Below are 13,564 nucleotides of genomic sequence, written 5' to 3' on the forward strand. Positions count from 1 at the left end.
TCATGACCGCGAGCGGCCAGCGCAAGATCATCACGGTCGTCGATCCGGCGGCACTGGCGAAAGTCGCCGCCGAACGGGTGATCGCGAGGCTTGCCGAGAACAGCGGCCGGATTGCGGTGTGTCTCACCGGCGGCTCCAGCCCCAAGGCGCTCTACCAGCTGCTGGCAACGCCGGATTATCGTGAGAGGATTCCATGGGACCGCGTCGACTGGTTCATCGGCGACGAGCGCCTGGTGCCGCGCAAGGACAAGCTGCACAATATGAGCATGGCGCGCCAGGCCTTCCTCGACAGCTGTGCGCCTGCCGCCAATGTGCACCCGATCGCAACCGACACTGCCGATCTCAGGGATCCCGACGTCAGCGCGGCGCTGTATGAGAACGAGCTGATGGCGTTCTACGGCGCCGAGCAGCTCGACCCGGCGCGGCCGCTGTTCGACCTGGTGCTGATGGGCATCGGGCCCGATGGCCACACCGCCTCGCTGTTTCCCGGCTACCCCGCAGTCGAGGAAACCCGGCGCTGGGTGGTCGGCGTGCCCAAGGCCAATGTCGAGCCGTTCGTGCCGCGCGTGTCGCTGACCTTGCCCGCCCTCGCCTCCTGCCGCGAGATGCTGTTCGAGGTAGCAGGCGAAAGCAAGCGCGCGATCTTGACGCGCCTGTTCGCAGGCGAGAACCTGCCGGCAAACCGCGCGCGATCGCTGGGCGAGACCGTCTGGCTGATCGATCAGGCCGCGCTGCCGGAGGATTTTCCTGGGTGACTTTCTTGGCTGACGGGCAAAACCCCTGCGCACTGGTCGTGATGGGCGTCTCCGGCTCGGGCAAGAGCACCATCGCCGACCGCCTCGCGACCAGGATCGGCTGGCGCTTCGAGGACGGCGACAGTTTTCACCCGCCAAGCAATGTCGCGAAGATGCATTCCGGCCAGCCGCTCACCGACGAGGACCGCTGGCCCTGGCTGCGCGCGATCGCCGATGAGATCGACCGCAGCTGCGGCGTCCGCGAACCTGCCGTCATCGCCTGCTCGGCGCTGAAGCGCGCCTATCGCGACATCCTGGTGCATGGCCGCGACGATATCCGCATCGTCTTTCTCGACGGCACGCAGGAGCTGATCGCCGCGCGGCTCGCCGCACGCAAGGACCATTTCATGCCGCCGGGGCTTCTCGCCAGCCAATTCCGCACGCTGGAGCCACCGACGCCGGACGAGCGCCCGATCACGGTTGCGATCGACCGCTCGGTCGAAGCCATCATCGAAGACATTGTCAGTCAACTGAAGCTGGATCGCCCATGACCCGCATCGCCCTTGTCGTATCCGATGTCGACGGCACGCTGCTCACCAAGAACAAGACCCTGACCGACGGCGCCCGGACGGCGGTGCGCAGGCTGCATGAGGCCGGCATCGGCTTCACCATCGTCTCCAGCCGCCCGACCATCGGGATGAGCTTTCTGGTCGCGCCGCTCGCGATCACGCAGCCGATCGGCGCCTTCAACGGATCTTCGATCGTCGATCCGCAAATGAAGCCGCTTGAGCAGCATTTGATCCCCGCGGCGACGGCAAGAGGCTGCGTCGACCTGCTGCGCAACTACGGCGTCGACATCTGGCTGTTCACCAATGAGCGCTGGCTGACGCGAAATCCCAACGGCGAATACACCGCCCACGAGCAGCACACCATCAAGCACGATCCGACCATCGTCGACGACTTCACGCCCTATCTCGGCCAGGCCTGCAAGATCGTCGGCGCCAGTTCGGATGCGCCCTTGCTGCAACGCTGCGAGGCGGAGATGCAGCGGATGGTCGGCAATGATGCGACCGCCGTCCGCTCGCAGACCTATTATCTCGACGTCACCCCGCCCGGTCATGACAAGGGCACCTTCGTCGAGGGCATCGCGAAACGCCTTGGCGTGTCGCTCGAGAATGTCGCCACGATCGGCGACATGCAGAACGATCTGCCGATGTTCGCGAGAAGCGGTGTCTCCTTTGCGATGGGCAATGCCAGCGATGACGTGAAGGCACGCGCCACGCATGTCACCGAAACCAACGAGCATGACGGTTTCGCCCGCGCGATGGATGTGGTGCTGCAGCTTCGCTGAAGCTTTCAGGCGATCGTACCCCGCGCGATCGAACGCGGGCCGCAGCGTGATACGCCACTTCCACTTCGCTCGAAATCGCTCTAGGTCGACCGCTGCACCGCCGGCTTCTCGGCGGCGGCCCGGGCGTCGCTGAGATTGTGCGCGGTGTTGATCAGCGCGATATGGGTCAGCGCCTGCGGGAAATTGCCGGTCTGCCGGCCGGCGCCAGAGTCGAACTCCTCCGCCAGGAGCCCGAGATCGTTGGCGACCGCCGCCACGCGGTCGAACATGGTCTGTGCCTTGTCTACATCGCCCGCCAGCACATGGGCGTCGGCGAGCCACAGGCTGCAGGCCAGGAACGCACCCTCGATCGGCTGGATCTCATCGGATACTTCGCGGGGATCGTGGCGCAGCACGAAGCCGTCACGCATCAGGTGCCGCTCGATCGCATCGATCGTGCTGCGGATGCGCGGATCGGCTGGCGGCAGGAAGCCGACCGACGGCAACAGCAGCAGGCTGGCGTCGAGCAGCTTCGAGCCATAGCTCTCGACAAAGCTGTTGAGGCCGGCATCGAAGCCGCGCTGGCAGACATCTCGGTGGATGGCCTCGCGCAGCACCCGCCATTTCAGCAGCGGCGCCTTGAAGCCGAAGCGCTCGGCGCTCTTGATGGCGCGGTCGAAGGCGACCCAGCACATCACCTTGGAGAACACGTAATGTCTTGGCTGGTCGCGGCGCTCCCAGATGCCGTGATCCGGCTGGTCCCAGACCTCGGCGAGATGATTGACGACCGTACACTCCAGCGACCAGTTTTCCTCGTCGAGCTTCAGCTTGGCCATGCGGGACTGGTGGAACGCGTCGATCAGTTCGCCATAGACATCGAGCTGCAGCTGCGCGTGCGCGGCGTTGCCGACGCGGACCGGCTGCGCGCCTTCATAGCCGGACAGCCATCCGGCCTCCCATTCCAGCAGGCGCCGCTGCCCCAGGATGCCGTACATGATCTGCATGTTGGCCGGCGCGCCGGCCGCGGCCCGCAGCAGCCAATTGTGCCAGGCCGCCGCCTCCTCGGTGTAGCCCGAATTCATCAGCGCCAGCAGCGTGAAGGTGGCGTCGCGCAGCCAGCAGAACCGGTAGTCCCAGTTGCGCGCGCCGCCGAGCTTTTCCGGCAATGAGGTGGTCGGCGCCGCGACGATGCCGCCGGTCGGCCTGAAGGTCAGCGCCTTCAGCGTGATCAGCGAGCGCATCACGAGGCCGCGTTGATCGCCGCCGTCATAGGTCGAGCGGCCGCACCATTCCTTCCAGTAGTCTTCGGTATCCCTGAGCGCCGCCTCGGGATCGATCGGCTCGGGCACCGGCTGATAGGACGCTCCATAGGTCAGCACGAACGGCACGGTGTCACCCGCGCCGACCTCGAAATCGGCGATCGTGGTCAGATCCTTGCCCGATGTCGCAACCGGCGTACGCAACACCGTCATGTCCTGGCCACTGATTGCGAGCAGCCCCTCGCCGTCGGGGTTCTTCTTCACCCAGGGGACATCGACCCCGAAGCCGAAGCGGATTACGAGCTCCATGTGCATCCTGACGCGGCCGCTGATACCGCGAACCAGACGCACCACGTCGGAGGCATTGCCGCGCGGCGGCATGAAGTCGATCAGGTCGACCACGCCGCCTTCGGTCTCGAACCGCGTCTCCAGGATCAGCGTATCGTCCCGATAGCGGCGCGAGGTCCGCCTGATCTCCCCGGCGGGCGCCAGCAGCCAGCGGCCGTTCCTCGGCGTACCGAGCAGCGCCGCGAAGCAGGCGTCGGAATCGAATGCCGGCCAGCACAGCCAGTCGATCGCGCCGTCGCGGCCGACCAGCGCCGCGGTCTCGCAATCGCCGATCAGTCCGTAGTCTTCGATACGGGAAGCCACGCGCCGTGCTCCGCGTTGTCAGGCGTGCGACCGTTCCCGGGTTGCGCGCTTGAGTGCGTCGATATCGATCGCCGACGCGAGATGCTCGAGCGAGACCGACAGCCGCCGTTTCCAGTTCGGATGCTCGTAGACGGTGCCCGGGATGTTCGGCTGATCGACGATGCCGAGCAGATCCTCCATCGACACCGCCATCATCCGCGATCGCGTCCGCGCCAGGAAGCTCGCCACCGAATAGAAATCGTGGCTGTGGATGTCGTGCCGGCGCAGCACCTCGTCGAGCCGGCCGAGCGCGTGCCAGCGCCCTTCGTCGGTCTCGCCGGGATCGATCCCGAGCGCGCGCTTGGTCTTGAGGTCGCTGAACGAGCGCCAGCCGGCATAGGTCGAGAGGTCGTGGGTGTTGAAGGTGACGAGCGCGTTCGGCAGATAATAGTCGGCATTGCGGAAAACGCTATGGTCGTCCGTCTCGAACATCATCACCAGATATGACCAGATGCCCCAACCGTTCATCTGCTCGCGGAAGCCTTCGGGCACGGTGCCGAGGTCCTCGCCGATCACGACGCAGCGGTTGGCTGTGCTCTCCTGCGCGGTCGCCGCCAGCAGCGCCTCGAACGGCATCAGCACATAGGCGCCATTGGCCGGGCCGAAGCCGCGCGGCACCAGGTAAAGCCGCTTCAATCCGAAGGCATGGTCGAGCCTGATCGCGCCGGCATGGTGCATCGAGGCGCGCAGCATCTGCCTGAACGGCTCGAAGGCACGCTGTTCGAGGCCCGCGGCGTTGAAGCCGGCAAGTCCCCAGTCCTGACCCGCGGTGTTGAGCGGGTCCGGCGGCGCGCCGACGCCGAGATGGCGCGAGATCGCGGTCTGCTCGTTCCAGGCGTCGAAGCCGTCCGACTGCACGCCGACCGCGACATCGAGATAAAGCCCGACCCGCATGCCGAGCTTGTGCGCAAGCGCCTGGCAGGCGCCGAGCTGGCGGTCCGCGGTCCATTGCACGAATTCGACGAACTCGACCTCGGCGGCCGAGTCGCGCGCGCGGCGCAATTTGGCGCAGGCCGCGTCGTTGGGCTGCCGCCATTCATCCGGCCATTCCCACCACGGCGTGTTGAGCTTGTGCCTGATCACCTCGAAGCAGGCGAAGCGCGTCAGCAGCGCGCCTTGCTCCTTGCGATAATTCTCAAAATCCTGCCAGCGGCCGAGCCCGGGATTGGCCTTGAAGGCGGCAAAGGCCGCCCGCAGCGCCCGCCATTTCAGCGCCGCGACGCCGACATAGTCGACCATGTCGTGGGAGCGCAGGTGCGCCAGCGCGGCTTGCGTCTCCGCATCGATGCGGAATTCGGCAATCTTCTCGACGTCGATATAGAGCGCGTTGAGGAACAGCCGGCTGTTCGGCGAATATGGGCTGCAATCGCCGGGCCGATCGTCGAACAGCGCATGCAGTGGATTGAGCCCGATGCCGTCGGCGCCGAGCCGGCGGGCGAATGCGAGCAGGCCTTCGAGATCGGTGAAGTCGCCGATGCCCCAGTTGCGCGATGAACGCACGCCGTAGAGCTGGACCGCGATCACCCAGCAGCGATCGAACTCGCCGCCGAACGCGCCTTCCGGCGCCACGAGGAGCGGCAGCTCCTCGCTGCCCGATGCATCCGATAGCTGCAACCGGTGCACGCCTTCGCCCAGACCGGACGGCCACGTCACATTCCGCTCATGCGTCTCGCCTTGCGCGAGGACGCCGGTGCCGTTCATGATCTTCCATCGCACCGGTAGCTGGGCCGCCTCCGAGAGCTGTGTTCGCCCGCCATGACCGGGCCTGACGACCACGGGATCGGCGACGATCCGCCGCGGCGTCTGGGGCGGCAGCGCGTCGAGGATCGCGGTGAGCGCCTCGGGGGTTGTCACACGGCGGTGACCGCTACCATCGATATACTCGGTCTGGATTCCCAGGGTCTGGGCTTTGGCGTAAAGGTCCATTCGGCACGCTACTTGCTCGCAACGGTATTGGGATCGTTGCTAAATTGTACAGATACGGGAAAGGGATAGTTGATGTTCAACGCTCTACCCTATCAGGCGTTCCCGCCGGGAACCATTGTCCGACGAGCGGCTTTCTATATGGATCTGGCGCGCCTCCTTCCCGGCGCGGGGACTTCATTTGCCTATTCAATGGCGGCATCACCGTGAACAAAACCGCCCGGCCTGTCGAGAGTGCCCACGGCACTTTTCATATCACCGATGTCTATCCGTCGGTTGATGGTGGCCGCTTTCCGGTCAAGCGCATCGCGGGTGAAGCCGTCGCGGTGTGGGCCGACATCTACCGTGACGGACATGACGTGATATCAGCAGCTCTGGTGTGGCGGCGCGAGGGCGACGGCGAGTGGCAGGTCGCCCCGATGACGCCGCATAGCGACGACCGCTGGGGCGGCGCCTTCGTGCCCGAGCGGCCCGGCCGCTACTCGTTCGCGATCGAAGCCTGGACCGACCAATTCGCCAGCTGGCGGCATCGCTTCGAGCAGAAGCAGCGCGACGGCAGCGACCACACGCTCGACGCGCTCGAGGGTGCGGGCATGCTGACCCAGGCGCAGGCAGGGGGACCTGCGGCAGCCGCCGTCATCATCAGGCAGTGCGAGATCTTTCTGCAGACCGGCGAGCCCGGCGCGCTGCTGGCGCCGGAATTGCGGGAGGCGATGGCGGGCAGCCAGTTTCGCCGCGACCTGGTGCGATCGCAGCTCTACCCCCTGACCGCGGACCGGCCGCGGGCCCGCAGCGGCGCGTGGTACCAGATGTTTCCGCGCAGCCAGGGCAAGACATCAGGCACGACGCCGGGCGCGCATGCGACCTTCAACGATTGCGCCGCGCGGCTTCCCGACATCGCCGCGATGGGCTTTGACGTCGTGCTGCTGGCGCCGATCCATCCGATTGGGCAGCAACACCGCAAAGGCCGCAACAATGCCGCCATCGCGCAAGCAAATGATCCCGGCAGTCCCTATGCGATCGGCGCGGCCGAGGGCGGCCACGACGCCGTGCATCCAGAGCTCGGTACGCTCGACGATTTCCGCGCTTTCGTGGCGGTATGCGAGATGCACGGCCTCGAGGTCGCGCTCGATTTTGCCGTGCAATGCTCGCCCGATCATCCCTGGCTGACCGAGCATCCAGAATGGTTCAAGCGGCGCCCGGACGGATCGATGCGCACGGCCGAACATCCGCCGCAGCGCTGGGACGACGTCGTCAACCCCGATTTGGGCTGCGAGGATGCCGGCGCGTTGTGGCGCGCATTGCGTGACGTCGTGCTGTTCTGGGTCGAGCAGGGCGTCAAGATCTTCCGGGTCGACAATCCGCACACCAAGCTGCTGGCATTCTGGGAATGGCTGATCCGCGAGGTGCAGGACCGCGATGCGGATGTGCTCTTTCTTGCGGAGGCCTTCGCGCGGCCGAAACTGATGAAAGGTCTCGCCAAGCTCGGCTTCACGCAGTCCTACAGCTACTTCACCTGGCGCACGCAACGCGTCGAGCTCGAGCAATATCTCGGCGAGTTGATCGGCTACCCCGAGCGTGACTTCTTTCGGCCGAATTTCTTCGTCAACACACCAGACATACTGCCTTTCCACCTGCAAAGCGGCGAATCCTGGATGTTCAAGTCGCGTGTCGCGCTGGCCGCGACGCTCTCAAGCAGCTGCGGCATCTACAGCGGCTTCGAGCTTCTCGAACACACGGCGGTCCCCGGCCGCGAGGAGTATCTCAACTCCGAGAAATACGAGATCAGGGTTCGCGATTGGGATCAGCTGGGGAACATCAAGCCCTACATCGCCGCCCTCAATCGGATCAGGCGTGCCAATCCGGCCTTGCAACAATTCGCGGATCTGCGCTTTATCAATGTCGATGACGGCGGCGTGATCGGCTTCGTCAAGCAGGCGACCGACCAGAGCAATGTGATCGCGGCCGCGATTGCGTTGTCGCCAGAGCCGCGTGAGGTCTGGCTTCCGCTCGGCGACGTCATGGTCGGCCGTGGCGAAGCTCGCCGCCCCGTCACGGAAGTGGAAGACCTCGTCACTGGCGAGCGCCACGCGCTCGAATGGGGAGGCGTCCGTCTACGCATCGATCCTGCGCGCGATCCCGCGTTGCTGTTGCGCTGTGTCGCCTGAAGGAGCCGACATGAACGTATTCTCCTCCGTCAATACCCAGGAGAAGGTCGCGACCGAGACCGCGGACCAGCTGTGGTACAAGGACGCGATCATCTACCAGCTGCACGTCAAGGCGTTCGCCGACAGCAACAATGACGGCATCGGCGATTTCACGGGGCTGACGGAGAAGCTCGGGTACCTGCAGGAGCTCGGCGTCACCGCGCTGTGGCTGTTGCCGTTCTATCCCTCGCCCGGCCGCGACGACGGCTACGACATCGGCGACTATGGCGACATCAATCCCGATTTCGGGACGATGAAGGACTTCAAGCGCTTCATCCAGGAAGCCAAGAAGCGCGGCCTGCGCGTCATCACCGAGCTCGTCGTCAACCACACCTCAGACCAGCACGCCTGGTTCAAGCGCGCACGCCGCAGCCCGCCGAATTCGAGCGCGCGAAGCTGGTACGTCTGGAGCGACACCGATCAGAAATACCTCGATACAAGGATCATTTTTACGGACACGGAAAAGTCGAACTGGACCTGGGATCCGGAAGCCGGCCAGTTCTACTGGCACCGCTTCTTCTCGCACCAGCCGGATTTGAACTTCGACAATCCGCGCGTGGTGCGCGCCATCGTGCAGGTGATGAAGCGCTGGCTCGACACCGGCGTCGACGGCTTCCGGCTCGACGCCATTCCCTATCTGTGCGAGCGCGACGGCACCAACAACGAGAACCTGCCGGAGACGCATGCCATCATCAAGCGGCTGCGCCAGGAGCTCGACGCCTATGCCAAGGGCAAGATCCTGCTGGCCGAGGCCAATCAATGGCCGGAGGACGTCCAGGAATATTTCGGCCATGGCGACGAGTGCCACATGGCCTATCACTTCCCGCTGATGCCGCGCATCTACATGGCGATCGCCCAGGAAGACCGTTTTCCGATCACCGACATCCTGCGGCAGACGCCCGACATTCCGGCCGCTGCCCAGTGGGCGCTGTTCCTGCGCAATCACGACGAGCTGACCTTGGAAATGGTCACCGACGTCGAGCGCGACTATCTGTGGTCGACCTACGCCAACGACCCGCGCGCCCGCATCAATGTCGGCATCCGCCGCCGGCTTGCGCCGCTGATGGACAATGACCGGCGCAAGATCGAGCTGATGAACTCGCTGCTGCTGTCGTTCCCGGGCACGCCGATCATCTATTACGGCGACGAGATCGGCATGGGCGACAACATCTATCTCGGCGACCGCAACGGCGTGCGGACGCCGATGCAATGGTCGCCGGACCGCAACGGCGGTTTCTCGCGCGCCGATCCGGCACGGCTCTACGCGCCGATGATCATGGACCCGGTCTACGGCTACGAATCCGTCAATGTCGAGGCGCAGTCGCGCAGCCTGTCGTCGCTGCTGTCGGCGACCAAGCGGCTGATCGCGGTGCGCAAGTCGACGCTCGCCTTCGGGCGCGGCACCATGACCTTCATCCGCCCGGAGAACCGCTCGGTGCTGGCCTATGTGCGCCAGTACCAGGGCGAAACGATCCTGTGCGTCGCCAATCTGTCGCGCTCGGCGCAGGCCACCGAGCTCGACCTCTCCGCCTTCAAGGACCGCATCCCGCTCGAGATGCTCGGGCGCACGCGCTTCCCGGCGATCGGCGAGCTGCCCTACATGATCACGCTCGCGCCCTACGGCTTCTACTGGTTCCAGCTGCAGGAGCGCGACAAGTCCGAGCCGGTGACGCCGCGGGCGGTGCCGGAATTCGAGACGCTGGTGGTGCCGCTCGGTTCGACCTGGACCTCGCTGGCGCGAGAGCGCGGCGTGTTCGAGCACGATGTGCTGCCTGGCCATCTCGCCCGGACGCGATGGTACCCGGAGCATTCGGCCAAGGCGATCCAGGCGGCGCTGGTCTCCGCGATCCCGTTCTGCGACATCGGCGACAACCGGCCCTGGCTCATCTGCTTCGAAACGACGCAGCGCGGTACCACCAGCCGCTACGTGCTGCCGATGCAGATCGAGTGGGTGCGCTTCGACCGCGAGCGCTACAATCCGCGCGCCTTCGCCGCCGTGCGCCAGGGCGCGCGCGAGGGCACGCTGCTTGATGTCGCCACCGACCAGATTTTCACCGGCCTGTTCCTGCGCAATCTCCGGGAAAACCTCACGGTCGACGAAAGCGAGCAGGGCCTGAAGCTCGAATTCCGGCCGACCAGCCGCTTCTCCGACCGGCCGGTGCGGCAGCCGGAGCGGATCCGTGTGTTCGAGAACGATCAGCCGCACTCGACCGCGCTGGTCGACAACGAATATGTCACCAAGATTTACCGGAAGCTCGAGGTCGGCATCAATCCGGAGATCGAGATGGGCCGCTTCCTCACCGAAGTGGTCGGCTTTCCGAACAGCCCTGCCCTGCTCGGCACCGCCGAGCTGATCGAGGCCGACAAGCGCAGCGCCATCGCCGTGCTGCATGCGATGGTTGTCAACCAGGGCGAGCTCTGGGCGGTCGCCGCCGCGCACCTCGACCGTCTGGTCGAAAGGCAGCGCCTGCTCGCCGTGAGCGAGGACCCGGCGGAGAACGGCGACCATGCCGCCTATCTGCGCCACATGTCGCACAGTGGGAAGCGTCTCGCGGAGCTGCATCTGGCGCTTGCCAGCAACCGTGACTTGCCGGACTTCGCGCCCGAGCCAACCCGGCCCGAGGACCTGCTGCGCTGGAGCGACGAGATCATGGCGCGCGCCGAGCGCGTGTTCGACACGCTGAGGCAGCGGCGTGGCTCGCTGAAAGAATCCGACCGTCTGCTGGCCGATCAGTTGCAGGCCCAGCACGACATGCTGCCGGAACGGCTCAAGGCGCTGCTGCCACGCGAGACCGATGGATTCAGCATCCGCCATCATGGCGACCTGCATCTCGGCCAGTTGCTGGTCGTCAAGGACGACGTCTTCATCATCGATTTCGACGGCGGCCCCGGCCGGACCATCGCCGAGCGCCGCCGCAAGGCGCCGCCGGCGCGCGATGTCGCCGGCCTGATCCGCTCGATCGACTATGCGGCGACCGCCGCGCTAGAGCGGGCGCTCAAGGTCGCCCCTGACGAGAGCGGCAGGCTGAGCCTTGCTCTGGCCGAATGGCGCGACCAGGCTGGGGATGCCCTGCTGGCGGCCTATCGCGAGACCATGGCCGGCCAGCGACTGTGGCCTACAGATGCCAGGGCGGCCGATCGCCTGCTCAACTTTTTCCTGCTTGAGAAAGCCTTCTACGAGATCGAGTATGAGCTGGCCAACCGGCCAGATTGGCTCCGCGTCCCACTGACTGGCCTGTTGAGACTCCTGGCCCAACAGCCGCATGAGGTTGCATGACCAAATTGCCCGCCGAGGCCTATGCCATCATCGAGGGCCGCCACTCCGATCCCTTCCACTATCTCGGGCTGCACACCGAGGGGGATCGCAGCGTCGTGCGCGCGTTCCTGCCTGATGCCAGCAATGTCGAGGCGATCGGCGAGCATGGCGAGGCGGCGCCGCTGGCCAAAATCCATGATTCCGGCCTGTTCGCGGGTCCCCTGCCGAACGGTTCGACGCGCTACCAGCTCCGCGCCCGCTTCGGCGACAATGTGGTCGAGCTCGAGGATGCCTACCGCTTTCCGCCGATCCTGAGCGATTTCGATCTCTACCTGCTCGGCGAGGGCACCCATCAGCGCGTCTACGACACGCTCGGCGCGCATCCGATGACGCTCGACGGCGTGGACGGCATCGGCTTCGTGGTGCTGGCACCGAATGCGCGGCGGGTCAGCGTGGTCGGCGACTTTAATTTCTGGGACGGACGGCGTCATCCGATGCGGGTGCGCGGCCCTGGCTATTGGGAGCTGTTCATCCCGCGTGCGCGCGTCGGCGACCACTACAAGTTCGAGATCGTCGCGCGGAACGGCCAACATCTGCCGCTGAAGTCCGATCCCTTGGCGTTCGCCGCCGAGGTGCGTCCGAAGACCGCCTCGATCGTGATCGATGAGCGCAAGATCCCGCACCCGCGCCCGGCGCCCGATCGCGTCAATGCGCTGAGCTCGCCGATGTCGATCTACGAGGTCCATCTCGGGTCGTGGCGGCGCAAGGGCCGCAATGAGTGGCTGACCTATCGCGAGATGGCAGAGCAGCTTCCGGCTTACGCCAGCGACATGGGCTTTACCCATATCGAATTCCTGCCGATATCAGAGCATCCGTTCGACGGCTCCTGGGGCTACCAGCCGACCGGCATGTTCGCGCCGACCAGCCGCTTCGGCTCACCCGATGATTTCGCCGCGCTGATCGATGCCTGCCATGGTGCAGGCCTCGCCGTGCTGCTCGACTGGGTCCCCGGGCATTTCCCCGACGATCCGCACGGCCTCGGCCATTTCGACGGCACCGCGCTCTACGAGCACGCCAACCCGTTGCAGGGCCGTCATCTCGATTGGGGCACGCTGATCTACAATTACGGGCGCACCGAGGTCACCAACTTCCTGGTGTCGAACGCGCTGTTCTGGCTCGAGCGCTATGGCATCGACGGGCTGCGCGTCGATGCCGTCGCCTCCATGCTCTATCTCGACTACAGCCGTCCCGCGGGCGGCTGGATCCCGAACAAATATGGCGGCCGGGAGAACATCGAGGCGATCGACTTCCTGCGCCGCTTCAACACCGAGCTGTTCGCGCATTTTCCGCAGGCGACGACGGCGGCGGAGGAATCCACCGCGTGGCCGCAGGTGTCGCGTCCCGTCGAATATGGCGGGCTCGGCTTCGGCTACAAGTGGAACATGGGCTGGATGCATGACACGCTGAAATACATCGGCAAGGATCCCATCCACCGCAAATTCCATCACGGCGACATCCTGTTCGGCCTGCACTACGCCTTCTCGGAGAACTTCATCCTGCCGCTGTCGCATGACGAGGTCGTGCACGGCAAGCGTTCGATCCTCGGCCGCATGCCCGGCGACGACTGGCAGCGCTTTGCCAATCTGCGCGCCTATTACAGCTTCATGTTCGGCCACCCCGGCAAGAAGCTGATGTTCATGGGCTGCGAATTCGGCCAGGAGCGCGAGTGGAATCACGATCACTCGATCGATTGGCACCTGCTCAACCAGCCGAAACACCGGGGCGTTCAAAACCTGATCCGCGACCTCAACCGGCTCTATCGCGCGCTGCCGGCACTGCATGAGCTGGACTGCGACCAGGCCGGCTTCGAATGGGTCATCACCGACGACGCCAACAACAATGTGTTCGCCTGGATCCGCAGGGGCAATGATGCGCGCGCACGCTGCCTCGTGGTCGCAAACTTCTCGCCCAACGTCTATCGCAACTATCGGGTCCGCGTGCCGTTCGCGGGCAAGTGGCACGAGGTGCTCAACTCGGATTCCGCACATTACGGCGGCACCAATGTCGGCAACATCGGCGAGGTGCGTACCTCGGAGGGCGCCACGCCGGAATTGAACCTGACCATTCCGCCGCTGGCTGCGATCTTCCTCGTACCGGAAAGCTGA

The 13,564-nt window shown here is 65.3% G+C and carries 8 protein-coding genes; 6 read left to right on the forward strand and 2 right to left on the reverse strand.

Annotated elements, in window-relative coordinates; all coding sequences use genetic code 11:
* The first annotated feature begins 2 nt into the window (after positions 1–2).
* Genes pgl through V5279_RS33865 form a run of 3 tightly spaced genes read left to right on the forward strand, consistent with a single transcriptional unit; the run spans position 3 to position 2,085 of the window.
* Positions 3–755: a 6-phosphogluconolactonase gene (gene pgl, locus V5279_RS33855; protein WP_338691401.1), complete on the forward strand. Its 753-nt coding sequence runs from the start codon at positions 3–5 to the stop codon at positions 753–755.
* Between the two features lie 41 nt (positions 756–796).
* A complete protein-coding gene (locus tag V5279_RS33860) occupies positions 797–1,285 on the forward strand; it encodes a gluconokinase (RefSeq protein WP_414645965.1) in 489 nt (162 codons plus the stop codon).
* Positions 1,282–2,085: a Cof-type HAD-IIB family hydrolase gene (locus V5279_RS33865; RefSeq protein ID WP_338691403.1), complete on the forward strand. Its 804-nt coding sequence runs from the start codon at positions 1,282–1,284 to the stop codon at positions 2,083–2,085. The genes V5279_RS33860 and V5279_RS33865 overlap by 4 nt, the downstream gene beginning before the upstream one ends.
* 80 nt (positions 2,086–2,165) lie before the next feature.
* Here V5279_RS33865 and V5279_RS33870 read toward each other — a convergent pair whose 3' ends face one another.
* Positions 2,166–3,974 carry a glycoside hydrolase family 15 protein gene (locus tag V5279_RS33870; RefSeq protein ID WP_338691404.1) on the reverse strand — a complete coding sequence of 603 codons (1,809 nt, stop codon included), beginning with the start codon at positions 3,972–3,974 and terminating at the stop codon, positions 2,166–2,168.
* 18 nt (positions 3,975–3,992) lie between these two features.
* Positions 3,993–5,939 (reverse strand): 4-alpha-glucanotransferase, encoded by a 1,947-nt coding sequence (gene malQ, locus V5279_RS33875; protein ID WP_338691405.1) that lies wholly within the window; start codon positions 5,937–5,939, stop codon positions 3,993–3,995.
* A gap of 203 nt (positions 5,940–6,142) precedes the next feature.
* Between malQ and V5279_RS33880 the strand changes: the two genes are divergently transcribed.
* From V5279_RS33880 to glgB, 3 genes are read left to right on the forward strand one after another with little or no spacing between them, the layout of a single operon-like run.
* A complete protein-coding gene (locus V5279_RS33880; protein WP_338691406.1) occupies positions 6,143–8,104 on the forward strand; it encodes an alpha-1,4-glucan--maltose-1-phosphate maltosyltransferase in 1,962 nt (653 codons plus the stop codon).
* 10 nt (positions 8,105–8,114) lie between these two features.
* Entirely contained in the window at positions 8,115–11,420 is a 3,306-nt protein-coding gene (gene treS, locus V5279_RS33885; protein WP_338691407.1) for a maltose alpha-D-glucosyltransferase, read from the forward strand.
* Entirely contained in the window at positions 11,417–13,564 is a 2,148-nt protein-coding gene (gene glgB, locus V5279_RS33890; RefSeq protein WP_338691408.1) for a 1,4-alpha-glucan branching protein GlgB, read from the forward strand. Before treS ends, glgB begins: the two co-directional genes overlap by 4 nt.

The organism is Bradyrhizobium sp. 26S5 (genome assembly GCF_036923295.1).
Classification (GTDB): Bacteria; Pseudomonadota; Alphaproteobacteria; order Rhizobiales; family Xanthobacteraceae; genus Bradyrhizobium; species Bradyrhizobium septentrionale.